This is a genomic window from Rhizobium sp. M1, from assembly GCF_002531805.1.
GTDB lineage: Bacteria > Pseudomonadota > Alphaproteobacteria > Rhizobiales > Rhizobiaceae > Rhizobium > Rhizobium etli_C.
Genome location: NZ_NWSW01000024.1, coordinates 92,691 through 117,597 on the forward strand (window position 1 = coordinate 92,691; position 24,907 = coordinate 117,597).

Annotated in this window: 23 protein-coding genes; 8 read left to right on the forward strand and 15 right to left on the reverse strand. The window is 62.9% G+C overall.

The genetic code is table 11. The features are described from left to right. Positions 1-12 precede the first annotated feature (12 nt). The 8 genes from CO655_RS23155 to CO655_RS23190 all read right to left on the reverse strand — a co-directional run bounded on the left by CO655_RS23155 (position 13) and on the right by CO655_RS23190 (position 8,116). Complete coding sequence (locus CO655_RS23155; RefSeq protein ID WP_097607384.1) at positions 13-540, reverse strand: sigma-70 family RNA polymerase sigma factor; 528 nt, start codon at positions 538-540, stop codon at positions 13-15. A gap of 209 nt (positions 541-749) precedes the next feature. Then, the gene (locus CO655_RS23160; protein ID WP_097666930.1) at positions 750-2,468 is read right to left on the reverse strand and encodes a GH32 C-terminal domain-containing protein; all 1,719 of its coding nucleotides are present in this window, start codon (positions 2,466-2,468) and stop codon (positions 750-752) included. Positions 2,469-2,472: 4 nt separating this feature from the next. Further along, the gene (locus CO655_RS23165) at positions 2,473-3,366 is read right to left on the reverse strand and encodes a carbohydrate ABC transporter permease (protein ID WP_097607385.1); all 894 of its coding nucleotides are present in this window, start codon (positions 3,364-3,366) and stop codon (positions 2,473-2,475) included. Continuing rightward, on the reverse strand, positions 3,359-4,297 hold the full coding sequence (locus CO655_RS23170) for a sugar ABC transporter permease (protein WP_097607386.1): 939 nt from the start codon (positions 4,295-4,297) through the stop codon (positions 3,359-3,361). Before CO655_RS23170 ends, CO655_RS23165 begins: the two co-directional genes overlap by 8 nt. 75 nt (positions 4,298-4,372) lie before the next feature. After that, a complete protein-coding gene (locus tag CO655_RS23175; RefSeq protein WP_097666867.1) occupies positions 4,373-5,665 on the reverse strand; it encodes a sugar ABC transporter substrate-binding protein in 1,293 nt (430 codons plus the stop codon). A 37-nt stretch (positions 5,666-5,702) separates the two neighbouring features. Beyond that, positions 5,703-6,707: a LacI family DNA-binding transcriptional regulator gene (locus CO655_RS23180; RefSeq protein WP_097666869.1), complete on the reverse strand. Its 1,005-nt coding sequence runs from the start codon at positions 6,705-6,707 to the stop codon at positions 5,703-5,705. Positions 6,708-6,949: 242 nt separating this feature from the next. Then, positions 6,950-7,270 (reverse strand): hypothetical protein, encoded by a 321-nt coding sequence (locus CO655_RS23185; protein WP_097607389.1) that lies wholly within the window; start codon positions 7,268-7,270, stop codon positions 6,950-6,952. Between the two features lie 150 nt (positions 7,271-7,420). Then, on the reverse strand, positions 7,421-8,116 hold the full coding sequence (locus tag CO655_RS23190; RefSeq protein WP_097666871.1) for an NUDIX domain-containing protein: 696 nt from the start codon (positions 8,114-8,116) through the stop codon (positions 7,421-7,423). 128 nt (positions 8,117-8,244) lie between these two features. Between CO655_RS23190 and CO655_RS23195 the strand changes: the two genes are divergently transcribed. The 3 genes from CO655_RS23195 (at position 8,245) to CO655_RS23205 (ending at position 10,898) form a co-directional block, all read left to right on the forward strand. Beyond that, the gene (locus CO655_RS23195) at positions 8,245-9,279 is read left to right on the forward strand and encodes an SPFH domain-containing protein (protein WP_097666873.1); all 1,035 of its coding nucleotides are present in this window, start codon (positions 8,245-8,247) and stop codon (positions 9,277-9,279) included. Next, positions 9,266-10,204 (forward strand): sugar kinase, encoded by a 939-nt coding sequence (locus CO655_RS23200; RefSeq protein WP_097666875.1) that lies wholly within the window; start codon positions 9,266-9,268, stop codon positions 10,202-10,204. The genes CO655_RS23195 and CO655_RS23200 overlap by 14 nt, the downstream gene beginning before the upstream one ends. A gap of 109 nt (positions 10,205-10,313) precedes the next feature. After that, positions 10,314-10,898: an AAA family ATPase gene (locus CO655_RS23205; RefSeq protein ID WP_097666877.1), complete on the forward strand. Its 585-nt coding sequence runs from the start codon at positions 10,314-10,316 to the stop codon at positions 10,896-10,898. An 808-nt stretch (positions 10,899-11,706) separates the two neighbouring features. Here the strand turns inward: CO655_RS23205 and CO655_RS23210 are convergent. Beyond that, positions 11,707-12,150 carry a GFA family protein gene (locus CO655_RS23210; protein WP_097666878.1) on the reverse strand — a complete coding sequence of 148 codons (444 nt, stop codon included), beginning with the start codon at positions 12,148-12,150 and terminating at the stop codon, positions 11,707-11,709. Positions 12,151-12,769: 619 nt separating this feature from the next. Between CO655_RS23210 and CO655_RS23215 the strand changes: the two genes are divergently transcribed. The 3 genes from CO655_RS23215 (at position 12,770) to CO655_RS23225 (ending at position 17,415) form a co-directional block, all read left to right on the forward strand. Further along, positions 12,770-14,512, forward strand: a complete 1,743-nt coding sequence (locus CO655_RS23215) for an adenylate/guanylate cyclase domain-containing protein (RefSeq protein ID WP_280953072.1) — start codon at positions 12,770-12,772, stop codon at positions 14,510-14,512. 453 nt (positions 14,513-14,965) lie between these two features. Continuing rightward, complete coding sequence (locus tag CO655_RS23220) at positions 14,966-16,045, forward strand: YihY/virulence factor BrkB family protein (RefSeq protein WP_097666881.1); 1,080 nt, start codon at positions 14,966-14,968, stop codon at positions 16,043-16,045. An 86-nt stretch (positions 16,046-16,131) separates the two neighbouring features. Further along, positions 16,132-17,415, forward strand: a complete 1,284-nt coding sequence (locus tag CO655_RS23225) for a cystathionine gamma-synthase family protein (protein ID WP_097607398.1) — start codon at positions 16,132-16,134, stop codon at positions 17,413-17,415. A gap of 45 nt (positions 17,416-17,460) precedes the next feature. Here the strand turns inward: CO655_RS23225 and CO655_RS23230 are convergent, their stop codons facing one another. From CO655_RS23230 to CO655_RS23240, 3 genes are all read right to left on the reverse strand, one after another. After that, positions 17,461-17,874: a cupin domain-containing protein gene (locus CO655_RS23230; protein WP_097607399.1), complete on the reverse strand. Its 414-nt coding sequence runs from the start codon at positions 17,872-17,874 to the stop codon at positions 17,461-17,463. A 62-nt stretch (positions 17,875-17,936) separates the two neighbouring features. After that, positions 17,937-18,701 carry an SDR family oxidoreductase gene (locus CO655_RS23235; protein WP_097666883.1) on the reverse strand — a complete coding sequence of 255 codons (765 nt, stop codon included), beginning with the start codon at positions 18,699-18,701 and terminating at the stop codon, positions 17,937-17,939. Between the two features lie 439 nt (positions 18,702-19,140). Next, positions 19,141-19,602 carry a cupin domain-containing protein gene (locus CO655_RS23240; protein ID WP_097666885.1) on the reverse strand — a complete coding sequence of 154 codons (462 nt, stop codon included), beginning with the start codon at positions 19,600-19,602 and terminating at the stop codon, positions 19,141-19,143. 111 nt (positions 19,603-19,713) lie between these two features. Between CO655_RS23240 and CO655_RS23245 the strand changes: the two genes are divergently transcribed. Beyond that, the gene (locus CO655_RS23245; protein WP_097666887.1) at positions 19,714-20,688 is read left to right on the forward strand and encodes a LysR family transcriptional regulator; all 975 of its coding nucleotides are present in this window, start codon (positions 19,714-19,716) and stop codon (positions 20,686-20,688) included. Positions 20,689-20,715: 27 nt separating this feature from the next. Here the strand turns inward: CO655_RS23245 and CO655_RS23250 are convergent, their stop codons facing one another. From CO655_RS23250 to CO655_RS23260, 3 genes are read right to left on the reverse strand one after another with little or no spacing between them, the layout of a single operon-like run. Next, positions 20,716-21,915 carry a thiolase family protein gene (locus CO655_RS23250; RefSeq protein WP_097666889.1) on the reverse strand — a complete coding sequence of 400 codons (1,200 nt, stop codon included), beginning with the start codon at positions 21,913-21,915 and terminating at the stop codon, positions 20,716-20,718. Continuing rightward, a complete protein-coding gene (locus CO655_RS23255) occupies positions 21,893-23,413 on the reverse strand; it encodes an AMP-binding protein (protein ID WP_097666891.1) in 1,521 nt (506 codons plus the stop codon). The genes CO655_RS23250 and CO655_RS23255 overlap by 23 nt, the downstream gene beginning before the upstream one ends. 3 nt (positions 23,414-23,416) lie before the next feature. Beyond that, complete coding sequence (locus CO655_RS23260) at positions 23,417-23,833, reverse strand: thioesterase family protein (RefSeq protein WP_097666893.1); 417 nt, start codon at positions 23,831-23,833, stop codon at positions 23,417-23,419. A 54-nt stretch (positions 23,834-23,887) separates the two neighbouring features. Here CO655_RS23260 and CO655_RS23265 point away from each other — a divergent pair, with 54 nt between their 5' ends. Further along, positions 23,888-24,856: a zinc-dependent alcohol dehydrogenase family protein gene (locus CO655_RS23265; protein ID WP_097666895.1), complete on the forward strand. Its 969-nt coding sequence runs from the start codon at positions 23,888-23,890 to the stop codon at positions 24,854-24,856. Positions 24,857-24,907 lie beyond the last annotated feature (51 nt).

The window sequence follows — 24,907 nt, forward strand, 5'->3', positions numbered from 1 at the left end:
ACCGTGGGGCGCTCAGTCGACGAGATGGTTGCCGAGCATTGCCAGCAGCGACGCGCGGGCGCGGCTGACACGGCTTTTTAACGTGCCGATGCGGCACCCGCACATCCTGGCGGCATCCTCGTAGGTCGTTCCGGCAGCCACCAGTGTCAGAGCACGGCGCCTGTCGTCGGAAAGCCGTGTCAAAGCCCGCTGCAGTTCGTGCTCCCGCAGCGTCCACTCCTGGGTTGGCGCGATCGCAATCTGTTCCATCGCCGCATCCATCCCTGCCGGCTCGCGTTTTTGCCGGCGGTAATTGGTGCAGAACGTATTTCGAAGGATGGTGAAAAGCCAGGATTTGAGCGAGGTGCCGGGCTGATAGAGGTGCAGCGAGTTCAACGCCTTCAGCAAGGTCTCCTGGACGAGATCATCAATGTCGTCGTCACTGCGCAGAAACCTGCGGGCAAAGGCGCGCAACGCCGGCGTCAGTTCGACGATCTCACGCTCGATTGCGGACGTTTCTTTGCAATGCGACGTAGGCCGTACTGAAGACGAGGAAGTCATTTTTCTCTCCTGGAATGAGAGAGAAAGCTCCAGCAGTCCTATTCGTTGCCGTACGATATCGGACAAACCGAGCAGTTCAGCCTGGACCGACGGCTTTGTGCCGACCGGTCACGACCTCGCCCGCGGCATGCTGAGGGCCTGATAGCCCGCGCCGCACAATCGGAAGCCGGCATTCTGCAAGCCGTGCGTTGCCCCGGCTCCTCCGGAGATCAAAGACCGAGCTGCCAGATTTCGGCGGCGATGATATTTCCCTCGGGTGCGGTCAGACGCACCGCAGTCACCCCCTTGAAACCGGGTAGTCGCTTGGTGCCCGTCCAACGGCCGTCGTCGGCGAAGACCTCGATCGAGCCGGCATCGAGAAAGATCCGGATGGTCGACGGGCGTGCGCCGGCGGCGATATAGCGGGGCGATGCTTTGGCATTCGCCACCGAGAAGGGAATGCTCAGCCCGTCGTCGTTCAGCTGCACCGCGACCGTTGCCTCGGGATGTTCGAGATCGAGGCGGAAGGCGTTGCCGGCCTGGCCGAGGGTGAGCAGGATTTCGACGGCGCCGTTGGCGAGATCGACGGTCCGGCCATCCAGAAGAGCTTTGGCATCCAGCCGGCGCTGCCGCAGGCTTTCGACCCCCGACACCGGCGGCGTGATCAGCGCACCGCTCTGCAATGCGAGTCGGCGCGGCAGGGTCATCGCCGTCGGCATGTCGATCTCTTTTGATACATCCGTCCAGTTCGCAAGCCAGGCGATGCCGATCGGGCCGCCCTCGTCGACGAAGGCCTGGAACGCGTAGGCGTCGGTGCCGAAATCCAGCTCCTGCTCGAATTCCACGGAGAAGCCGCGGCCATCGAAACGGCCGACGGTCGCAAGCGTCATGTTGCGCCGGCCGGTTGCCGGGTCGCGGCTGGTCAGCAGACCGAAGATCAGGGCCCAGCGCGTCGAAGGGTCGTTGGCGGGACCGTCGAGCGGCAGCATGCAGGGGCATTCCGCCGCCGTCATTCCGAAGCGGTTCTCGCGGTGAAGCGTGCCGAGGAAGGTCCATCCCGCCGCCGCGGCCGGATCGGCGGTTTCGTAGAGCAGGATGACGCCGCCCTCCCGGTCTCGCGTGCCGAGCAGCATCTTCCATCTGCCGTCGGGGCCCTTGAAGACGTAAGGGTCGCGGAAATCGGTCGTCAGGCCGAGCCCGGCCGGACGCGCCGGCAGGATCAGGCGCGCCGGCTCGACATTGACAAGATCGCGGCTGGTGGCGGTGAACTGAACCTGTTCCTCCGGTTCCCGGTCCTTCATATGCTCGGTGTAAAAAATGCGAAGGCCGGCTTCATCGCCGGCAAGAGCGATCGCCGAGCCGGAAAATGCCCCGCCCCGCCCGTCGGCCCGCGCGGCAAGTTCATCCGAAGGGAAAAGAAAGATCGGGAGATGCGTCCAGTGAAGGTAGTCCTTCGAGACCGCATGACCCCAATGCATGTTGTTCCATCGAAGGCTATGGGGATAGTGCTGGTAGAAGAGATGCAGCTTGCCGCCGAACCTTCCAAACCCGTTGGGATCGTTCATCCAGCCGAAAGGCGGGCGGAAATGATAGCTGCCCGGCACTTCGGGGGTGGCATTGGCGGAGCGGACATGCAGCAGCCGGATGCCTTCTTCCAGAACGCGGGACTGAAGGAAGGCATAGAGGACCGAGACCTCGGTTGTCGCGGGATCGTAGGAAAAGGCGGTCTCTCCGCCTCTTTCCAGCGTCAGCGGCCGAAACTCGAATTCATCGGAGTTTGCCGTCTCGACAGCGCCGGCCGGGTCTCCGTCAACATGTGCCGTGAGCCTTCCCGGGGCGCTGCCATGCGACGCTCTGATCCAGGCATGGATCGTGGCGCCCGCAGGCAACACGGCGCGGATCGTCTCCAGCTCCACTTCATCGGAGGGAGAAATCGGTTGGCTTGCCATCAATTCAACCTTTCACGGCAGAGCCGATAAAGGAACTCACGAACCAGCGCTGGAATGCGAGGTAGAGCCCCAGGATCGGGATCATCATCAAAACGGAGGCCGCCATCGCCCGATCCCAGTAGATGCTGTCCTGTCCGAAGAAGGTGGCGATGGCCACCGCGATCGGCCGGGCATAGTCGGTCTGCGTGACGAGGATCGGCCAGAGATACTGGTTCCAGGTCTCGATGCCCATGAGGATCGACACGGTGGCGAGGGCGGGCAGGCTGAGCGGCAGGAAGATGGAGCGATAGGCCCGGAAAAAGGAGGCGCCGTCGATCTCGGCGGCCTCCAGCAATTCCTTCGGCAGCTGCGCGAAGAACTGGTAGAACAGGAAGATGTAAAGCGGGCTTGCGACCCAGGGCACGATCTGCACCGCGAAGGTATCGGACATACCCGCTCGCGAAACCATGATCACCAGCGGCATGATGATGCTTTCCTGCGGGATCACGTAGAGCGCAATCACGACGGAGAGGATGACGGCGCGGCCCTTGAGCGAGCCCCAGGCCAGAACGAAGCCGGCCATCGAATTGACGATCAAGCCGGAGCAGACCGTGGTGACCAGGATGATCAGCGAGTTGATGAGGTAGCGTCCGAAGGCGAGTTCGCCGGAGAGGTGGCCGACTTCGGCATAATTGGAAAGCGTCGGGTTCGATACCCAGAAGGCCCGGAAGCTGCCCATGTCGGCGAGAATCTGGAACCGGTCGTCCTTGAGGCTGGCGACGACCAGCAGCAGCAAAGGAGAGACGATCACCAATGCGATGATGAAGATGCTGACGGTTTGGATGGCGCGGAGGACCCTGGCGGCGGAACGGGGCCGTGCTGCGCGGGCCTGCGGGATCGAGAGAGCGATATCAGACATCGAAGCGCCTCAGGAGCTGGCGCTGGATCAGCGCGATGACGAGAACGATCACGAACAGGATGACCGAGACGGCGGAGGCATATCCCATCTTCTGCTCTTCGAAGCCGGCGCGGACCATGTAGTGCACCACCGTTTCGGTGCTGCTCTTCGGCCCGCCCTGCGTGAGGATGGCGACCTGGGTATAGAGCTTGAACGCCTGGATGGTGGTGATGACAAGCACGAAGACATGGGTCGGCCGCAGGCCGGGCATGGTCACATGCCAGAAGCGGCGGAAAGCATTGGCGCCGTCGATCTTTGCGGCATCGTAGAGTTCATCGGGAATGCCCTGAAGGCCGGCGAGATAGACGATCATCTGGAAGCCGTAGGCCTGCCAGGCCGAGAGCAGCACGAGCGAGAACATCGCCCATTGCGGATCGCCGAGCCAATCGATCGGCTGGATCGCCCCGCCGGAGAGGAAGCCGAGGATCTGGTTGAACGGCCCCGTCGGATACTGGAACAGCGTGCCCCAGATGACGCAGACCACGACCATCGAGGTGATCGCCGGCAGGAAGAACATGCCGCGCAGCAGATTGCGCAACGGCAGCTTCTGATGAAGCAGCAGCGCCGTCGCGAAAGCGAGGCCGCACTGCGCCGGAATGATCCAGAAGGTGAAGCGCGAAACGTTCCAAAGCGCTGTCCAGAACAGGTCGTCCTGGAAGATGCGGATGAAATTGTTGAACCAGACGAAGCGGACCGGCGTCGGCCGCGGCACCAAAGGCTGGTTGGTCATCGCCGTCCAGAAGGACAGGAGAAACGGCAGGATCAGAAAGAGCGTCAACAGGATGACGGCAGGCGCAAGCATGGCCGCTTCCTGCATCAGCCGTCCCTTGTCATGCCGGCGTGCCGGAGCCTTTCGGACGGATGTCGAAGATATCGATTGTTGCATGGCCATTGGCTCCTCCTCTCCAGTCTCGATCGCCGGTCCCGCCCTGCAATGTCCGGCGGGGACATTGCAGGGCGATCGAGCTTATTGCTCGTCGCCGAACGGCGGATAGCCGTCATTGTCCTCGATATCCTGGTCGATCTTCTCGGCGGCCGCTGTCAGCGCCTCCTTGGGATCGCCGCCATTGAACACCTCGTCGACGGCCTGCATGAAGGCGGAGGTAATGGTCGGATAGGCTGGATGCGGCGGGCGGGCGACGGCCGTCTTCGAGGCCTGCTCGAAGGCGATCGCCATCGGGCCGCCAGGGGCGTAGAGCGGAGATTCAGCGGCGAAGCTCTTCAGGCCGGGATAGCCGGACTGGCTTGCGACGTAGGCGCGGAACTCCTTGTCCTTCAGCAGGAAGCTGACGAACTTGCCTGCAATATCGGGATGCGCCGACGTCTTGGTGACCGCCCAGATCCAGGTGCCGTCGGGGCTCGCGCCCTTGGCGCCGAATTTTGGAAGCGGCAGCACGACGATGTTGTCCTTCATGGTCGCGGCGGCCTCCGCATAGACCCAGTGTCCGCCGAGCGCCAGCGCCGCCGGATTGCCTTCGGCGAAGAACTGGTTGGTTCCCGCCGATTGCGGCACGACCCAGCCGTTCTTGACCCATTTCTGCATCATTGCCAGCGCATCGACGCAGGCGTCGCTGTCGAGCGTGCCCTCGGATTTCCAGGCCTTGCGGTCGATCAGATCGCAGCCGGCCGATTGCAGGATCGGGCCATAGGCATAGGTGATCCATTCGGTCTTGATGCCGTAGCCGCGGAAGGTGTCGATCGGCCACTTCACGCCGTCGACTTTGGAAAGCTTCTCGAGATAGGTTTCGAACTCCTCCCGGGTCCAGGCATCCTCGACGGATTTCGGAATGCGGGCGCCGATCGCCTCGAGATATTTCTTGTTGCCGTATAGCACGACCGACGAGTCGGTCAGGCCGATGGCGTAGAGGTCCTTGTCGATCGGGTATGTGCCCTGGGCGATATTGGACTCCGTCATGTCGTCGACGACATCCTTGTCGATCAGCGGCTTGATCGGTTGAAGATAGCCCGACCAGACGTAATTGGCGAGGAAGGGCGCATCGAGCTCCATGACGTCGGGCAGCTGCTTGGCCATGACGGCGGCGCTGAACTTCTCGTTATAGGCATCGTGCGGCGCATAAATGAACTGCACGTCGACATCGGGATTGGCGGCCTCGAACCGTTCGGCGACCTTGCCATAGGCGGCGACAAAACCGGGGTCGCCCTGATGCATGACCTGGATTGCGGTTTTCTCGGCTGCCTGCGCCCCTACGGCTGATAGTGCCGAGGACAGGACCAGAGACCAAAGTAAACGTTTACCCATTAGAATTCCTCCTCAATTGAATGGGTCTATTTCAAATTCATACGGATGCCCGCTCCACCAGCTGGAACGGCAGTTTCTGCACCCCGACCGGGACCCGGTCTTCGGCAAGCAGGATTTGCGCGGCCTGGCGGCCCATGGCGCGATGGGGAAGCGCCATCGTGGTCAGCGGCGGATCGAGACGCGAGGCGATCTCGACCTGGTTGTCGAAACTCGCCACGGCGACGTCGTCGGGAATGGCAGCACCCGCCCGGCGCAGCGCGGCATAGACTTCCATGGCCACGCGGTCATTGCCGCACAGGATGGCATCGGGGCGCCGGGGGCCGTTCATCAGCGCATGCACATGCGCGGCCACGAGGCTGTGCGCCCGGTCGCTGTAGATCGCCTTGCTGACGGCGGGCAGGACGATGGCGCCGGCTCCGTCGATGCCGGCCTGATCGAGCGCCTGGCGGAAGCCGAGTTCCCGGAGTTCGCCGGCGAGCAGCCCGGGCAGATTGATGAAGGCGATGTTGCGCCGGCCGGCATCGATGAGATAGTTGGTAATCTCGAGCGCCGCCCCCGTTTCATCGGGCACCAGCGAGGTGACGCGGTCGTTGGCATCGCGGCAGTTGATCATGACGCCGACCGCATCGGCAAATTCGGCCGGCAGGTCGACGCTCTTGTGATACATGGCGGCATAGGCGATCGCCCGCGGGCGAAAGCGCCGCATCTCGTCGAGGATCGAGGCGATGCTCCGGTGCCCGCCGAGGGTCATGGCGAAGACGGCCATGTCGGCGGCGCGCACGGCGCCGTCGAGCCCCCTGATGATCTCGGTGGCGAAAGGCGAGGTGATCAGATCATCGGCGACCAGGCCGACGAGCGGCATCCAGCCCTGCCGCATGCTGCGAGCGGCGAAGTTGGTGACATAGCCGAGCTCCTCGGCAATCTCCTTGATCCGCTGCCGGGTTTCCTCCGACATGCGGGCCGAGCCGCCATGCAAGGCGCCTGACACCGTCTTGACCGAGACGCCTGCGCGGACGGCTATGTCGTTGAGTGAGGCGGTCACGGGAGCCCTTTGGGTTATCGATTACCCAAATTGATATCGGTCGTTTTGCTGGAAGTCAAGTTGTGCTGGCGTTGCTGACGCAAAAGCAAGCCGCCTCCCGGAGATTTGCCTGAGCCCTGTGGCCAACTCAACCAGAATTCTTGCGATGTTCGAAAATGAGGGTTTCGGAAAGGGCGGTCAGGATGCGCAGTGCGCAGACGCGTAAAACCCCGCCGAAGCGGGGTTTTTCTCGCAGGCAGCGCTCAATTGTTGTGTGCGGCGCAGGCCTCATCCATCGGCGTGGCATTGCTGGTGCCGCCCTGCGTCTGAAGATTGTCCGAGTTGTTGACCGGATTGGGGCACTTGGTCTTGTCCATTTTCATCGTGCCGCCGGTCGTGGAACCGGTCGTGGTGGTATCGGTTGCCATCGGCTTTTTGGCCTTCGTGTCGCCGGTCGCGCCGCCACCCTGATCGGCCTGGTTCTTATCGATCGTGGCGCCGGCCGGCGCCGGATTGGATTGGGCGAAGGCCGATGTGGCCATGCCGATGGCAAAAAGCGACGCTGCTACGAGTTTCATATGCATTGGGATATCCTCCTTGGGGAATTTTGCCGTATTGGCCTATCCACAACCTCACCGGCAGGTCATTGTTCCGCAACGGCTGCTGACTAATATGTGGCAGGTCTGGAGCCTTCGACCGGCAGACGCAGCAGCTTGAACGCCTGATCGGGCGTGTCAGATCGTCCGGTCGAAGAGCGCCAGCGACCGGGTATCCTTCAATCGGAAGACCTGGGCGGGCCGGTTGCTCGCCCGGCGCATCTCGCCCTCGACCGGCTCCAGGAAATCGGCGTCGGCCATGCGCTTTCGAAAGGCCGATTTGTCGAGCTTGCGGCCGAGAAGAGTCTCGTAGACCGATTGCAGCTCGCTCATTGTGAAATGGACTGGCAGCAGATGTCCGGGCAGGCTCGAATATTCGACCTTGCCGCGGATGCGGCCGAGCGCCTCCTTCAGGAGGGCCGCATGGTCGAAGGCGATGGGACAGCCGACGCCCTCGCCCTCGATCAGCCGCCATTCGGCCTCTCCGGCGATTCCGCCCTGCCGTTCGGCGACGTCATCGGCGGAAAGCAGCGCGATGTAGACGATGCTGATGCTCCAGCCCCTCGGGTCGCGGGTGCGGCTGCCCGTGGTTTGCAGCTGTTCGAGATAGGGTGTTTCGACGCCGGTCTTTTCCTTCAGCACGCGCCGGGCCGCGGCCTCGAGATCCGCATCCTCGTCGATATGGATCCAGCCGCCGGGCAAGGCCCAGTCGCCGGAAAAGGGCGCGTTCGCTCGCCGCACGAGAAGCACGGCGAGGCCGGCCGGCGACAGCGAGAAGATCGCAAGATCGACGGTCGCGATCGGTTTGAAGGCGTCATTGTTATGCGTTGTCATGATGCGAATATAACATGCGCGAGGCTTAGTGTAAATCTTCAACTAAGTTAGTTGACATTTATCACTAACTCATGTTTTCTCCATTTCGACACGAGCAGGGGGCTCGCGCCTGGAACAAGGAAACGGTCATGTTCGGACTGCGCTTCATCAAGACGGAACCTACGCAATACGTCATCCAATATCAAAACGGCAACGCCATTCGTGAAGGCGCCGGCCTGGCCTTCTGGCATTTTGCGCCGTCGAGCTCGCTGGTCCTGGTGCCGACGGCGAGCGTCAACGACCCCTTCATCTTTCCGCTGGTGACGTCGGACTTCCAGGAAGTGACCGTGCAGGGGCAGATCACCTATCGCATCGCCGAGCCGCGCCGCACGGCAGCGCTCCTGAATTTCACGCTCGACCACAAGGGTCGCTATGTCTCGGAGGATCCGCAGAAGCTTTCGACCCGGGTGATCGACCGCGTGCAGGTGGCGATGCGCGCCGAGGTCCAGACGCTGTCGCTGAAGGAGGTTCTTGCTTCGGGCGAGACGCTCGTCGCCGGCGTGGCTGAAGCCCTCAAAGTACATCCGACGATCGAAGCGCTCGGCCTTGAAATTCTCGGCCTGTCGCTGCTCGCCGTCATGCCGAAGGCCGAGACGGCCAAGGCGCTGGAAGCCCATGCCCGCGAGGCTCTGCTCCGCCAGGCCGACGAGGCCATCTATAGCAGGCGCAATGCCGCCATCGAGCAGGAGCGGACGATCAAGGAAAACGAGATCGCCACAGAGATCACGCTGGAGAACAAGAGGCGGCAGGTGCGCGAGGCGCAGATGGAGGCCGAGCGCGCCGTGCAGGAACGGCAGCTGCAGATCCGGCGGGAAGAAATGGCCGGCAAGATCGCGCTGGAAGAGCAGAACCGCGATCTGGTGACGCTTGCCGCGACCAACGCCAAGGCCGAGGCCGATGCGCAAGCCTATGCGCTGACGGCGATGATGAAATCCTTCGAGCAGGCCGATCCGAAAGTGCTGCAAGCGCTCGCCTCGGTCGGCATGAAGCCCGGCCAGCTGATGGCGCTCGCCTTCCGCGACCTCGCCGACAATGCGACGAAGATCGGCCAGCTCAACGTCTCGCCCGATCTTCTGCGCGAGATATTGCAGCCGCAGGAGGGCAAGGACCGTGCCGGCCACTGACGAACGCAAGATCATCCTCGTCGTCCGCCCGACCCGCCTCGACGAGCTCATCGCCCGGTTCAACACGGTGCAGCAGGCGCAGTTCTATGTCGAACATCTCGGCGCCGATTTCAGCGATTACCTCGCCGAGAAGAGGCGCTACGAAACGGCGATCGCCGAGGTGGAGGCCAGCCTGCGCGCGGTCGCCCGCGTGCAGCGTCTCGACCGCCGCTACCTCCCGAACTTCGTCTTCGGCCCCGACGATGTCGTCGTCGTGCTCGGCCAGGACGGGCTGGTCGCCAATACGCTGAAATATCTCGACGGCCAGCCGGTGCTCGGCGTCAACCCCGATCCGATGCGCTGGGACGGCCTGCTCCTTCCTTTCAACCCGAAGAGCCTTCCGAAGGTGATCGGCGAGGCGCTGAGGAACAAGCGGCCGATCAAGCGCGTCAGCATGGCCAAGGCGACGCTGAATACCGGCGCCGTCATCCATGCCGTCAATGATCTCTTCATCGGCCCGCAAAGCCATGTCTCAGCCCGCTATGTCCTGCAGGCGGAAGAACGCGAGGAGCGCCAGTCCTCCAGCGGCATCATCGTCTCGACAGGCATGGGCTCGACCGGCTGGCTGAAGAGCCTCTATTCCGGCTGCCTCGGGGCCGCGAGCGCGCTCGGCCTCGAACCCGCTGAGCGGACGATCGACATGTCCTTCGCCTGGGATGCGGATTACCTGCGCTATTTCGTCCGCGAACCCTTCCCGAGCCGCACCACCGGCGCCACCATCGTCGCCGGCCTCGTCTCCGATACCCAGCCGTTGACCATCGTCTCCGAAATGCCGGAACACGGCGTGATCTTCAGCGACGGCATCGAGGCGGATTTTCTGGAATTCAACGCTGGGACGCGGGCAGTGGTGACCGTCGCTGAACGGCAGGGGTCGCTGGTGGTGTGAGCGGCCTCGGCGAACATATGTATGTGGCCGCCGATCGGGGCGTTGCGACATATGAAGGATCACCTATGCTGCAGATCTTCAGCGGACAATTTGGAAAGCTGACACTGTCATGGGCGTTTTCGTTTTGCTGATGGGCTTCCCCGGCGTCGGGAAACTGACGATCGCGACTGAATTGAGTTCGCTCTTTCCTGCAAAGATCATCGATAATCATTGGTTCAATAATCCGATACTCCGCCTGCTCGATGACGATGGCGCGACACCGCTTCCGAAAGGAATCTGGGAATACACCGGCAGAGTGCGGCAAGCGGTGCTGGACGCGATTGTCGCATACTGCCCTCCCCCGTCGAACTTTATTTTCACCCATGCCGGTATCGACGGCGACGAGCGTAGCGCCCGCACGTATCAGCAGGTCTCCGACGCGGCCCGACGGTGCGAGGCGCTGCTCGTGCCGATTAGATTGCTTTGCGACGAGGAGGAATTGGCGCGCCGTGTTTCGACGCCCGCGCGTCGCGACCGGCTGAAGTCAATTGACGCGCAAGCCTCCAGAGAGAAAAGCAGACAAGCGCGCGTGCTCGATCCCAAACATCGGTTTACCCTGGACTTGGACGTGACTGCCAAAACCGCAGAGGTCAGCGCAGCAGCAATCCAGCATCACATTTTGAGCGTTGTCGCCGGCGATTTTGGCCCGCCCTAGAGAAAAGGTCCTGTTATCGCACCACAGTTGGCAGCTCGGCTGACCCGGCTTTTCACTGCTGAGGGAAAAGATCTGGAACATAACGCATTGATTTCTTTGCGCCGGATCTCTTTACGGAAGCAATATGATTGTTCAATTCCGTTACATCTGTGGTGGTGGTATGACGCCGACGCTCCCGAGAAACCTTGAGACGAGCGCCAGCGCTCAAGCAGTTCCAGATGCGGCAACCTCAAGAGAGCCTCATCCTGAGGCGCGGAAGCCGAAGGCTAGAGCCTCGAAGGACGAGGCGGGTGCGCTGGGTTGGTTCATGCAAGGAGTGGCGTTGCGGCGTGTCCTTCGAGGCCCCGCCCTTACGGGCTGCGGGCTTCAGGATGAGGAGCGTTGGAGGATGCCGCGCGCCGCTCAAAGGGGCCTTTAAGACGGCTGCCACCGCCGCAAGACGGCCGCCAGCGCTCAGCAACTCCAGATGCCGCGGGCGCTCAAGAGAGCCTCGTCCTGAGGTGCGGAAGCCAAAGGCTGGAGCCTCGAAGGACGAAGCGGGTGCGCCGAAACCGGAAGGATGCAAGGAGTGGTGTTGCAGCGCGTCCTTCGAGGCTCCGCCCTTGCGGGCTGCGCGCCTCAGGATGAGGAGCGTTGGTGGATGCCGCGCCAACGCTCGCGAGAAACCTTGAGATTGCCGCAAGCGCTCAAGAGAGCCTCATCGTGAGGCGCGGAAGCCGAAGGCTGGAGCCTCGAAGGACGAGGCGGGTGCACCTAGATCGGAACAGCGCCGTCAAACCCGGACAAGGCGCCCCTTCGATCGGCGCGTTCAGTTGCTCCGCGGCTGGTCATCTACGGCAGCGGCCGGCGAAACCAATCCGCGCTGCGCACGCGTCATGCCGTCCGGAAGCTGGAACCAGTCATGCCTGGATTGTTCGAAGACGGAAACCAGGGGCACGGGGAATGTCGGGTCTGCGAAGGCGCCGACGGCGACGATGCAGAGATTCGGATTGAAATCGCCCTCCCAATACAAGGAGGTTCCGCAGTTCGGGCAGAAGTGGAAGCGAACCTTGCGCCCGTCCGCGCCGTCACGCTCGAAGAGCTTCCGCTCTCCCTCGATCGTCACTTCGGTTTTCTCGAAGACTGCACCGCTGCCCGCCACCGCACCAGTTCTGCGCTGGCAATCGCGGCAGTGACATAGGCTCACCTTGAGCGGGTCGGTTGAGGTCTTCGCGCGGAGCGATCCGCAGTGGCATTGTGCAAGTCTTTCCATGTCCAATCTCGCTTGCTTCGCTGTTGGTCCTGTTCGATGTCTGGTGGCATTCGATGAGAGATGTCGGAGAGTATCAGGTCTGACGCTCAAAGCCCGACCGCTAAGTGCTCGAAGGGGAGCGGAAGCGCCTTTTCAGAGGGGCAGAAGCCCGGCGCGGGAGAAGGCGCCGGGCTTCAATAGTGACCGACAGCATGGGAGGAGGAGTGCCGTCCGTCGGGCCGGCGCAGCCGAGGAGGAGTATGGCGCGTCGGTTCGTTACGAGGTAGTGAGGCAGTACGGCGAATTCAAGCCTGGGTGTTGCGTCAATACTGCGCAGGTGCAGGGCGTCATGGCGCGGCTACGTCAGCCGGTTCCGTGCTACGTTGTCCGCGGACAACTATCCCGCTGCCGCCGCAATAGGCGAGGCCTTTTGCTCCAGCAAACTGTCATCGCAATCCTTGTTGTCCGCGGACAACCGGATGATCGGCGCTCCTCCGTCTCATGCAACCGCTGCCGCCGATCAACGTTTCGGTTCGCTGTGTCATCATCGGTCGGTGCGCCGCATGAGGTCGATGTAGTGGTCTATAGGTCGCCACTTGTTTGTGTGTTAACGTTTGGCAAGGCGTCTTGTGAGGGGGCCATGGAGAGGAAGCTTGCGGCCATCCTTGCGGCTGACGTCGTTGGATATTCGGCGCTGATGGAGCGTGACGAGACCGGGACGTTCGAGCGTCTCGTCGGGATTCGAAAAGAGCTAATCGAGCCGGAAATCGCGAAGCGGCGCGGTCGCATCTTCAAGCTCATGGGCGACGGGTTGCTCGCCGAGTTCGGCAGCGTCGTGGATGCCGTCGAATGCGCGGTGTCGCTGCAGGGCGTACTCAAGGAGCGCAACGCCGAGGTGAAGGAGAGCGAGCGGCTCGAATTGAGAATAGGGCTCAATCTCGGCGAAGTCATCGTCGATGGCGACGACTGTTATGGCGATGGCGTCAACGTGTCGGCGCGTTTGCAGCAGCTCGCCGATCCTGGCGGTGTCTGCATCTCCGGCAAAGTCGCGCGTGAGGTCGAAAAGACGCTCGCCTTCGGGTTTGAGGCGATGGGTGAGCAGCAGGTCAAAAACATCGCCGAGCCGATCACGGTTCACCGTCTCGTGCAGGAAGGGACCTCCCCGCAGGAGCGTCTGTCCAGGCCGCCTACTCTGCCGAACAAGCCGTCGATAGCCGTGCTGGCCTTTGCGAACATGAGCGGTGATCCTGAGCAGGAGTATTTTGCCGATGGGCTGGTCGAGGATGTCATCACCAATCTCTCGAAGATTCCGAGCCTGTTCGTCATCGCGCGAAACTCAACCTTCGCCTACAAAAGCAGGCCGGCCGACGTCAGGCAAATCGCGAGAGAACTGGGCGTCCGCTACGTGCTGGAAGGCAGCATCAGGCGGGCGGCAAGCCGAGTGCGCATCAGCGCGCAATTGATCGAAGGGAAGAGCGCCACCTATATCTGGGCCGACAAGTTCGAAGGTGCGGCCGAAGACATTTTCGATTTGCAGGATCAGTTGACCGAGCGCATCGTCGGGACGCTCGAGCCGACAATCAGGCATGCGGAGATAGAGCGGGCGCGCCGCAAGCGGCCTGACAGCCTGGACGCTTATGACTTTTTCCTTCGCGCATTGCCGCACAGCTATGCCAATACCCCCGCGGACACCAACGAAGCATTGCGGCTACTGGCCGATGCTTTGCGTCTTGATCCCAACTATGCCGCCGCGCACGGTTATGCCGCCTGGGGGTACGAGCAGCGCTTCCTGCGCGGCGGCTTCGATCCCAAGGACAGGGCCGCGGCGCTCAGCCACGCCGATGCGGCGCTCGCCACCGGCTCGGACGATCCGCAGGCGCTGTGCCTCGGAGCCTTCGTCCATGCCACGATCACCCATGACTACGAGCGCTCGATCAACGCACTCGATAGGGCTTTGATGCTGGACAGCAATTCGTCGCTGGCCTACGGGCTGAGTGCGATGGTGCATATGTTCAACGAGACCTATGATCGGTCCCGAGATCACGCATTCAAGGCCCTTCGGCTCAGTCCGCTCGATCCGATGAACTATCATTCCTATCTCGCATTGGCATGGGTCAGCCTGTTTGGCGGGCGGTTCGAGGATGCCGTGAAATACTCGGCCCTGGGAGTTCAGGTGAATCCGGGCTTCAGCATTCTCCACGCTAGCCTGGTGGCAAGCTACGCCAATCTCGATCGCTTGGAGGCTGCGCGAGCGGCCGCCGCGCGATTGCTGAAGGTCGCGCCGAACTGGACGATAGGTGGTTTCGTGCAAATGGATGTCGTGCGGCCGCAGCTCATGAAGGGGCTGGCGTCGGCGTTGCGCAAGGCCGGCCTCCCGGAGTAAGATTTCCTGCCTGTTCCTCTCCCTTTATCGGTCCGGCAGGCCAGATCCTTCCGCTCGAGGAACTGATTGTCGTGGATAACGGCAGCGGCTATTGCTGGCCATTGCCGGTGGCGCTATTGATGTGTTTAGAGACTTTTTTCGCCTGTCGGAATTCAGCCTCAGGCCGCGTTTTCCAGGCATAATTCCGACCCTCAGGACCTGAGGGGCGCCACATTGCGGCCCTGTCGATATAACCCCAACACAGCAGTAACGAAACCAAAGTCCGGTTTTGCTTCCGTAGTGCGGTAGGGTTCCAACAAAATCAGCGGCTTACAATCTGCGAAACCCTTATGGGTCCGGCCTCTTTAGGGCGTCAGCCCCTCCCCTGCCCCGGGAATTTCCGCAGGAAAGCAACGGCTTGCATCCTTTAGCGGCAATCGGCGTTATCCACGCAGCAAATCGGAGGATAGGGTAATGGCAGATGCGTTCCGCCTCAAGAGGTTCTCGATCGCGGCGACGGTGATGGCCGCAGCGATCGGCGCGTTTGTTGTCCTCCAGGCAAGGCAGCGCGGGGCTGTCGCCCTGTCCGGCGATATCGCCTGGGGCGACGACGATCATGGGCGCAGCGCGGCGACGCCGGAGGCCATTCCGCTCAGCGGTCTTCGTGACGTATTCTGGCGGGTCTTCCACGAGATCCTGAACGACCGGGTCTCGCTCATTGCTGCCGGCGTGACCTTCTATCTGCTGCTGGCGATATTCCCGGCGCTGGCGGCGCTCGTCTCCCTCTACGGACTGGTTGCCGATCCGCTCACGATATCCGAACATCTTCGCGAACTGGTCGTCCTCCTGCCGCCGGGAGCGTTCGATCTTCTCGCCGACCAACTGAAGGCGCTCATCGAACGACGCGAGAGCACGCTCGGAATCACCTTCTTCGTGGGTCTCGCCATCGCGCTCTGGAGCACGCATAACGGCACGCTCGCGATCTTCGATGCGATGAACGTGGCTTATGAGGAGGATGAGAAACGGAGCCTCGTGCGACTGAATCTGATCGGCTTCTGCTTCACCTTATGCGCGATATTCTTCGCCGTCCTCATGGTTGCCCTCGTCGGCGTGATGCCGCTTGTGCTCTCCTTTCTGTGGCTCGACCAGTTCAAGGAGCAAATGGCGCTCCTTCTCAGATGGCCGCTGCTGCTGCTGGTGGTGGTGGTCGCGGTCATGCTGGTCTATCGCTTCGGCCCGAGCCGCGAGCCCGCCAGAGTGCGGTGGATGACATGGGGCGCAGCTCTGACGACGCTCGCCTGGGCCGTCATGTCACTCGGCTTTTCCTTCTATCTCGAGCATTTCGCCAACTATAACGCGACCTACGGCACGCTCGGCGCGTTGATCGGTTTCCTCATCTGGATCTGGCTTTCCGTCGTCATCCTCATCGTCGGTGCGGAACTGAACGCCGAACTCGAGCATCAGACAGCCAGGGACACGACGACGGGGCAGCCGCTGCCGATGGGCGCGCGCGGGGCCTATGTCGCGGACACTTTGGGCGAGACCATGAGCTGATCGTTAAGGAGCGGCATTGATGCCCGCTGCTTCGATGCGGTTTTGATGTATTTTGTGCTTCGGCAGGTTCGACAGAGGAGACGATCATGACCGCCCCGCATCCTTCCAAAACGCATATCGGCAATCATGCACTGCATCCCGAAACGCAGATGCTGAACTACGGCTACGACCCCGAGCTATCGGAAGGGGCGGTCAAGCCGCCGGTATTCCTGACCTCCACCTTCGTCTTCAATTCTGCCGAGGATGGCCGAGACTTCTTCGATTACGTCTCGGGCCGCCGCGAGCCGCCGGCCGGCAAGGGGGCGGGCCTCGTCTATTCGCGCTTCAATCATCCCAACAGCGAGATCGTCGAGGACAGGCTCGCCGTCTATGAGAAGACGGAGAGCGGCGCGCTGTTTTCCTCAGGGATGGCGGCGATCGCCACGACCTTGTTCGCCTTCGTCCGGCCGGGCGATGCGATCCTGCATTCGCAGCCGCTCTACGGCGGCACGGAAACCTTGCTGGCAAAGACCTTCCTCAATTTCGGCGTCGCCGCGGTCGGCTTTGCCGATGGTGTCAGCGAAAATTCGGTGCAGAAGGCGGCCGACGAGGCGGTGACCAAGGGCCGCGTCTCCGTCATCCTGATCGAAACACCCGCCAATCCGACCAACAGCCTGGTCGATGTCGCGATGATCCGGCGCGTTGCCGATGCGATCGGGGCAAAGCAGGGGCATACGCCGATCATCGTCTGCGACAACACCCTGCTCGGGCCGGTGTTCCAGCGGCCGATCGAGCACGGCGCCGATATTTCGCTTTATTCACTGACAAAATATGTCGGCGGTCATTCCGATCTGATCGCCGGGGCCGTTCTCGGCCGCAAGGCCGTCGTCAGGCAGGTCAAGGCGCTGCGCGGCGCGATCGGCACCCAGCTCGATCCGCATTCCTGCTGGATGCTCGGCCGTTCGCTGGAAACATTGCAGCTGCGCATGGAGCGGGCAAACAGCAATGCGCGGGCCATCGCCGATTTCCTGCGCGATCACCCGAAGGTCGAGAAGGTCCACTACCTGCCCTACCACGATCCGGAATCGCCGTCCGGCCGCACCTTCGCCGCGCAATGCAGCGGCGCCGGCTCGACCTTCTCCTTCGACATTCGCGGTGGCCAGCCGGCTTCGTTCAAATTCCTGAATGCGCTGCAGGTCTTCAAACTCGCCGTCAGCCTGGGCGGTACGGAATCGCTGGCGAGCCATCCCGCGACCATGACGCATTCCGGCGTGCCCGCCGATGTAAGGGAGCGGATCGGCGTGCTGGAATCGACGATCCGCCTGTCGATCGGCATCGAGCATCCCGACGATCTGGTCGCCGATCTGGAACTGGCGCTGCAATCTGCTTGACGGCGCCACGTAGAACGATGCCCGGCGGCGCCGGGCATCGAGAGTTTATTTGTCGTCGATCGTCAGCTCTGTCTCGTCCGAGTTCACCACGAAGATCGCGAGCAGCTTCGCCGGCTCGGTCTTGCTGCCGTTGGCGCTGACGCTGTGATGATCGCCGGGGAATTCGGGAAAGCTTTCGCCGGCCTTATAGGTCTTCACCGGGCCGTCATTCACCTGGCTTTTGATCGAGCCCTCCAGAACGGTGGCGTAGATGAAGGCCGATTTCGGGTGAGTATGGCCCGGCGACATGCCGCCAGGCTTATATTCGACGAGCACGGCCTTGATGCTCTTGCCGGGAACATTGGGAAGCTTCTGGTCGTAGACCAGGGTTACCTTTGCCTTGTCGCCCGCGGCATAGGCTGCTGTGCCGGCGACAAGGGCAACGGCGAATGCCGCTGCCGAGATCATTTTTCCTGACATGACTGGTCTCCTTGCGTTGATGGGAACGGTTGTCGGCGCGGCTGCGACGGCGGCATGGGCCGTCAGGCGCTCATCTTCTGTGGCGGATGCTGGCGCAGCCAATCATCGAAGCGAATGCGGCCAAGTCGGGCCTTCGGCCCTGCCACCAGCGAGTTGTCCTCGAGCTCGACGCCGAAATAGCGGGCGTGCGGATCGGTCATGATCTGGCGCGGGTCATTCGTCGCCTTGAAAAGCTGCGTCACGACCTCGGTAAGGCGGATCTTCTCCGGACCGCCGATTTCGATCGTGCCGTTGACGGGGGCGGCGAGCGCCACGTCGGCCATGACGTCGGCGACATCGTCCGAGGCGATCGGCTGCACATAGGCCGGCGACAGATGCACCATCTGGCCGACCGTGCCCGACTGGGCAATGCCCGCCATGAACTCATGGAACTGCGTGGAGTGGACGATGGTGTAGGGTATGCCGGAGCCTTTGATCAGCTCTTCCTGGGCCATCTTGGCCCGCATATAGCCGCTGCCCTGCAGCCGCTCTATACCGACGATCGACAGGGCGATGTGATGTTTCACGCCGGCGGCAGCGGCCGCCTTGAGCAGGTTGCGGCCCGAGGTCTGGAAGAATTCCAGAACAGCCTTGTCCTCGAAGGAGGGCGAATTGGCGAGATCGAGCACCACCTGCGCGCCAGCAAGCGCTTCCGCCACGCCCTTGCCGGTGATCGTGTCGACGCCCGTATTCGGCGAGGCCGGCAGCACGTCATGTCCCTTCTTGCGCAATCTTTCCACGGTCTTCGTGCCGATGAGGCCGGTGCCGCCGATGATGACGATTTTCATGGGTAGTCTCCTTCTCCATTGCGAGGAGTATCCTCTGTTGACTTGAGGCGGGTGCCGAAACCGCTTCCTCTATGAGGCAGGCGCGCGATGTCAGGCTTGGCCGGCTACAGCCGACGGGCAGGAGAATGCGCCGGATCACGGTCGCGAACCATTCTCCCACCGTCGCTGTCGACCTATGCGAAGGAAGTAGGACGGCTCGCCCAGCGAGAGATCCGATCGGTTGAAAAGAAGGAAACGTGTCTAAGTCGGCGTCAGCCGAACCTGCCCCGGGGCAACGGGCGAACCTTGGGTGGCGGGATTGGCAACGCTTCTCCCCGGCGGGCGTGCGGCGCTCCTGGCCCATTTGATCGGTATTGCGATAAACAGCGCCTGGAGCAGATTGTCGTCTTCTGAGTGGATTCGTGGCCGGGCTGCGGTCCGGATCGACCGACAGCCGACATCAGTGCATCCGGTCTGCCTCCCAGGTCGCCGGCCCGCGAAATTCGATGCCGTAGCGTTCCGCCAGCTGCAGGAGCCGATCCATGTCATCCGGCAGCCGCGGCGCCTGCGCGGCCGCTTCGATGAAGAATTCCTCCAGGCCGCCCGGCGTCAGGATGGTGAGGTTGCGTCCGGGAGACGTGCCGGTGACCCGAAACGTATGCGGCACGCCGCGCGGCAGGAAGATCGAGCTGCCTGGGCGGACCGGGACAAACTCGCCATTCAGCCAGAATTCGTAATCGCCCTCGATCACATGGATCACTTCGTCCTCGTTGTGATGAATGTGGATTGGTGGTCCGCCGCCGGCAGGCACCTTGCCTTCAAACACGCCGAGGATGCCGCCACTTTCGAACCTGCCGATATTGATGGTGTAGGTCGTGTTCATCCACGTTACCGTTCGTACGGTTCTCGCCGCGACGCTCATGGCAATTTCCTTCCGAGGTCATTTTGGAATAGAGTTCCGGGCTGTTCTCCATCACTATTGCCGATAGCGACCGCACGGAAATCGAATGATCGTATAGGGGATATTGACCGCGTGAATTTCTCCGCCCTCGACCTGAACCTGTTGCGCGTCTTCGACGCCATGATGTCAGAGCTTTCGACGGTGCGGGCAGGCGAGCGGGTCGGCTTGTCGCAGCCGGCCGTGAGTTCGGCGCTCGGCAGGTTGCGCGCCTTGTTGGACGACGAATTGTTCGTCAGGGAAGGCAATCAGATGATGCCGACGGCGCGCGCCCTCGAACTGCGTCAGCCGATCAGACAAGCGCTGGCGGGCATGGAAGAGGCATTGGCAACGAGCGCCGTTTTTGATCCCGCCACCTCGACCCGTTCCTTCATGCTGATCGGATCGGATTACTTCTCGACATTGCTGATGCCGCCGCTGGCTGCCCGTGTGGCCGAAGCGGCACCCTCCGTCACCTTGCAGATGGTCGACCATGCCTCGTCGGAAGTCTTCGAGGTGTTGCGCGATGGCAGAGCGGATATCGTCATCGACCGATCGCTCGAGCCGCCGGAGTGGGTCGCCAGCCGCAAGGTGCTCCAGTCATGGCTGGTCTGCATTGCGAAGCAGGGACATCCCCTTCTGGCGAGCCGCGGTCTTCATCCGGGAGACGTTATCCCGGCAGACCTATTCTGCGCCGTTCCCCACGTTCTGCGCTCCGCCGATGGGAGCCGGACCGGGACAATCGATCCGGCCCTTGCGCGCTTGGGCCTTGCCCGGCGTGTCATGGTCACGGTGCCGCACTTCCACGCGGTCGCTCTTGCCGTTGAATCAAGTGAGATGCTCGGAAGCATTCCGGTTCATTTCGCGCGCACGTTGATCGGACGGCTGAAGCTCGATGTGTTCATGCCGCCGATGGAATCGCCGAAAATGGACGTGACCATGTATTGGCTCCGTCGCTTCGATGCCGATCCGGGAAGTGCCTGGCTCCGGAGTGAGATAGCGCAGACGCTCGCCGCGCCGGAGCCGCCCTTATTCCCATCATCGCCCGAGCCGGATCGACCGGAGGATTGATCCCACAGCGCACGATGCGGGGTTTCATCAGGAAAGCCGGACAGCCTCGAACAGCGCCGTCAGCCCGATGCCCCCGCCAATGCCGATCATGGCGAGCGCTGTTGCGCCAGACGACGAACCATCCTCGCGGACCAACTGGCTGTACAGCCGGGTGACGAGGACGGCGCCGGAGGCGCCGAAGGGATGGCCGAGCGCGATTGCGCCACCATCCCTGTTGACCCTGTCGGTCGCGATATCGAGTTGGTCCAGCGACGCCAGGACCTGGGCCGCAAAGGCTTCGTTGAATTCTATGGCATCGACCTCAGACAAAGAAAACCCCGGCTGGCGCTCAAGCAGTTTTCGGGTCGAGGCGACCGGGCCGATGCCGAGCAGGTTGGGGTCGACGCCGGCGGCTGCGCTGTCGATGAAGGCGAGGCCCTTTTCGATGCCAAGGCTTTTGGCCATGCCGCGGCTGATGACGAGGACCAGGCAGGCGCCGTCATTGAGCGGGCAGGCATTGCCCGCCGTCACCGAGCCGTCGGCGAGGAAGACGGGCTTGAGGTTTGCCAGCGCTTCCATCGATGTCGTGGGGCGCGGGCATTCATCCCGTTCCACCAGCCCGTGCCCGGTGGAAATCTCGACGGTCTCGGGCCGGAAGAGGCCGGCTTCGGCTGCCTTGACGGCGAGGCGGTGGCTGCGCAGGGCGAATTCATCCTGCCGCTGGCGGGTGATGCCGAAAGCGCGGGCGACGTTTTCGGCGGCGACACCCATATCGGGATCGCCGATCGCATCGGGGGAGAAGCGGGCGCGGCCGTAGAAGCGCGGCAGGGCGCCATTGGTTTTCGGCCTCTCGGCCCGCCATGGCGCGGTGCTGACGCTCTCGACGCCGCCGGCCAGAAAGCAGGAGCCCGCCTTTGCCTGGATCAGCCGGGCGGCCATGATGATCGCTTCGAGGCCGGAGCCGCATTGCCGGTCGATGGCGACGCCGGGAACGGCGATCGGCAGGCCGGCGGAAAGGGCCGCCAGCCGGGCGATATTGCCGCCGCCGCCGGCGGCATTGCCGACCAGCACGTCGTCTATGGCCTCGGGCGCAATGCCCGTCTCTGCAACGATGCGGCGGGTGATCGGCGTGAGCAGGTCTTCGGAGGCGACCGTCGCAAGCGAGCCGAAGGCACGGCCGATCGGCGTGCGGTAGGCGGCGACCACCACCGGCTGCCAATCCTCGTCAGGCTGATAGGCGTAGGACAAGGCCGTCTCCCGAAATGACCGATGCCTGCACCTGGCCGCGGGCGATCTTGCCGCTGCTCGTCATCGGCCAGGCGCCGATCTGGTAGAATTGCCTGGGGATCTTGAACCGCGCAAGCTTGCCCGCGCAATGGTCGGCCAGGATTTTCGCATCGATCGCCTCGCCGGAGACGACGGCGACGATCCTCTGGCCGTAATAGTCATCCGGCAGCCCGAAGACGACGGCTTCCTCGACGCCGGGGCAGGTTTTCAGCGCGCTCTCGACTTCGGCGGGATAGACGTTGTTGCCGCCCGAAATCATCATGCCGCCGGCCCGGCCGATCACCCGCAGCATGCCGTTGGCGTCGATCTCGCCGAGATCGCCGACCGTCGCCCCCGCTGGGGTAACCCGGAACGCCTGGCCGTCGTCGCCCCAGAGATAGCCGTCGGCGATCAGGTCGCTGTTGACGAAGATGGTGCCCGGCACGTCGATGCCGACATCGTTTTCTTCAGGGTCGCGGATGGTGATCGCAACGCCGGGATAGGCTTGCCCCACCCGGTCGATCGGAAAATCGGTCTCGCCGCCGGCGAGCGTCGAGACCGTCATGAAACCGATCTCGGATGCGCCGTAATATTCCCGGATGCGCGCCTTGGGAAAGAGGCGGCGCATGGATTCGAGCTCGTTGAGATTCAGCTTGGCGCCGGCCGTCAGCACGTCGCGCAGGCAGTTGAGCGCCGGCTCGCCTGCCCATGCGCGGGCAATCCCGGCTATATGGGTCGGCACCGCGACCAGCCGTTCTATGCGTGCGGAGGAGAGCGTGCGCGCGACCGCGCCGGCATCCCACTTTCGCACCGAATGGAAGGTCGCTCCGGCATCGAGCGCTTCCACCAGGGCGTAAAGCGCCAGGCCATGCGCCAGGGCGCCGGGGCAGAGGGTCGAGGGCGCGTTCTGGAGTTCGAAGACCAGACGCCCCCGGTCGAGGCTCCGGCGCCACTGCTCGCGCGAGCGGTAATAGGCTTTCGGCTCGGCGGTGGTGCCCGAGGTGAAGCCGATCAGGAAGATGCCTTCGGCATCCGGCAGGTCCTCTCCCGGTGCGGTGAGATCGAAAGGCTCGGCTCCGGCGATGACGACCGATATGCCGAGCCGGCGGCCGATCTCTGCGCTGGGGCTCGCCTCGTCGTCGACGACGAGCACATCAGGCGCGAGGCGCTGCAGAATGCGCTCGATCCTTTCTGCCGGCATCATAGGGTCGATGACGGCGCAGGCATTCGGCAAGGCGGTGGCGGCGAGGAAATATTCGGCAAAGCCGAGATGATTGCCGAGGCTGAGCGCAACGAGTTTCTCGACGCCGGGCAGATCGATCGTGCGGCGATTCGTGCCGGGAAGCTCTTGGAAAAAGCGATAGATCGCCCGCGAGCGCGCGTAGAGTTCGCCGTAGCTGAGCGCGCCGCCGTCGATCACCACCGCCGGCTTGCTGGGCCTTTCTGTGGCGTGTCGGAGAAGCTCTGCATGGATCGGCATGGATCAGCCCTGCGACAAGGCGGCTCTGGTCGCCTCGGGGATCGGCGTCGGGCGGCTGTCGGAGAGGCCGACGCAGACCCAGACAAGGCCGGCCGTTGCGCAATGGGCGCCGTCGCGCCGGCGAAAGAGTTCGATTGCAAAGGCGAGGCTGGTGCGCCCGATCTTCTCGACGGCGACCTTCGCCTCGACGACATCGTCGACGTCGATCGGGTTGTGAAAGGTAATCTCCGCCTTCTTGACGTGATAGGCGACACCCGAGGTGATGTGGCGGAAATGGCCGAGGATCTCGCGGTGGCGCAGAAACTCGACGACGGCATCCTCGCAATAGTCGAGGTAGACCGAATTGTGGACATGGCCATAGATGTCGATGTCTCGCATCGAGACCCGGAACGATGCTAAAGGCCTGTCGTCAACGCTCATTCGATCACCCAAAATTGGTGGGCTGTTCTAACCGCGAGTTTGTGGGGGATGCAAATGCAATATCAGGCGGTCGTGCGAAAATTCGGCCCGGCCCCGGAGGTCGTCGGGATCGAGCGGACGCCGCTGCCGGCGCTGCGGCGCGACCAGGTGCGGGTACGGCTGCTCGCCCGCTCGATCAATCCTTCCGATATCATCACCATTTCGGGCGCCTATGCCGGCCGCACGACCCTGCCCTTTATTCCAGGCTTCGAAGCCTTCGGCGTGGTCGAAGCCTGCGGCGAAGCGGTCTATGGACTGGCACCGGGGACGCGTGTGCTGCCGGTGCGCAGCGCCGGCGGGTGGCAGGAGTTCAAGGACACCGACCCCAGCTGGTGCCTGCGCGTGCCGGACGCGCTCTCCGATTTCGAGGTGGCGACCAGCTACGTCAACCCGATGACCGCCTGGCTGATGCTGCATGGGAAGATCGGGCTGAGACCGGGCATGCGCATCGCCGTCAATGCCGCCGCCTCTTCGATCGGATCGATCCTGATCGGCCTCGCAAATGCCGTTGGCGTCGAGCCGGTGGCGATCGTTCGCAGCGAAGAATCCCGCCAGCGCCTGCGTGGCCGGCTCGAGACCGTTATCATCGACAGGGAGGACAGCGATCTGGCAGCCGCCCTCGCCGGCCGGCATGGGCTCGACGCCGTGCTCGACTGCGTCGGCGGCCCGCGTGCCGCGGTTCTAGCCGATGCGCTCAAGCCCGGCGGCCATTTCGTGCATTACGGCCTGCTCTCCGGCCAGAGCATCCCGAATTCCTTCTGGTCCTCCCATCCCGATATCACCTTTTCCTTTTGCCACCTCCGGGAATGGGTCCATTCGGAAACCATGGACAACGTCCAGCGCGCCTATTCCGAGGTGGCGGCGCAGATCGCCGCGAAGGTGATCGCCACCGAGGTGCGGGAGGTGTTTCCGCTGGAAAGGATCGCCGAGGCGCTGCAAGCGGCCCTTCCCTTCCGGGCAGGCGGCAAGGTGCTGCTGGCTTGAGGGGGCGCCCGCCTCGTCCTTCGAGGCCCCTTCGGGGCACCTCAGCAACCG

Bases quoted from the DNA above. Each gene is read 5' to 3' on its own strand.
- CO655_RS23165 (WP_097607385.1), bottom strand. From the start codon at position 3,366: ATGTCTGATATCGCTCTCTCGATCCCGCAGGCCCGCGCAGCACGGCCC.
- CO655_RS23190 (WP_097666871.1), bottom strand. From the start codon at position 8,116: ATGACAACGCATAACAATGACGCCTTCAAACCGATCGCGACCGTCGAT.
- CO655_RS23230 (WP_097607399.1), bottom strand. From the start codon at position 17,874: ATGTCAGGAAAAATGATCTCGGCAGCGGCATTCGCCGTTGCCCTTGTC.
- CO655_RS23260 (WP_097666893.1), bottom strand. From the start codon at position 23,833: ATGAGCGTTGACGACAGGCCTTTAGCATCGTTCCGGGTCTCGATGCGA.
- CO655_RS23160 (WP_097666930.1), bottom strand. From the start codon at position 2,468: ATGGCAAGCCAACCGATTTCTCCCTCCGATGAAGTGGAGCTGGAGACG.
- CO655_RS23240 (WP_097666885.1), bottom strand. From the start codon at position 19,602: ATGAGCGTCGCGGCGAGAACCGTACGAACGGTAACGTGGATGAACACG.
- CO655_RS23235 (WP_097666883.1), bottom strand. From the start codon at position 18,701: ATGAAAATCGTCATCATCGGCGGCACCGGCCTCATCGGCACGAAGACC.
- CO655_RS23255 (WP_097666891.1), bottom strand. From the start codon at position 23,413: ATGCCGATCCATGCAGAGCTTCTCCGACACGCCACAGAAAGGCCCAGC.
- CO655_RS23210 (WP_097666878.1), bottom strand. From the start codon at position 12,150: ATGGAAAGACTTGCACAATGCCACTGCGGATCGCTCCGCGCGAAGACC.
- CO655_RS23185 (WP_097607389.1), bottom strand. From the start codon at position 7,270: ATGCATATGAAACTCGTAGCAGCGTCGCTTTTTGCCATCGGCATGGCC.
- CO655_RS23265 (WP_097666895.1), top strand. From the start codon at position 23,888: ATGCAATATCAGGCGGTCGTGCGAAAATTCGGCCCGGCCCCGGAGGTC.
- CO655_RS23220 (WP_097666881.1), top strand. From the start codon at position 14,966: ATGGCAGATGCGTTCCGCCTCAAGAGGTTCTCGATCGCGGCGACGGTG.
- CO655_RS23215 (WP_280953072.1), top strand. From the start codon at position 12,770: ATGGAGAGGAAGCTTGCGGCCATCCTTGCGGCTGACGTCGTTGGATAT.
- CO655_RS23155 (WP_097607384.1), bottom strand. From the start codon at position 540: ATGACTTCCTCGTCTTCAGTACGGCCTACGTCGCATTGCAAAGAAACG.
- CO655_RS23195 (WP_097666873.1), top strand. From the start codon at position 8,245: ATGTTCGGACTGCGCTTCATCAAGACGGAACCTACGCAATACGTCATC.
- CO655_RS23205 (WP_097666877.1), top strand. From the start codon at position 10,314: ATGGGCGTTTTCGTTTTGCTGATGGGCTTCCCCGGCGTCGGGAAACTG.
- CO655_RS23175 (WP_097666867.1), bottom strand. From the start codon at position 5,665: ATGGGTAAACGTTTACTTTGGTCTCTGGTCCTGTCCTCGGCACTATCA.
- CO655_RS23225 (WP_097607398.1), top strand. From the start codon at position 16,132: ATGACCGCCCCGCATCCTTCCAAAACGCATATCGGCAATCATGCACTG.
- CO655_RS23170 (WP_097607386.1), bottom strand. From the start codon at position 4,297: ATGGCCATGCAACAATCGATATCTTCGACATCCGTCCGAAAGGCTCCG.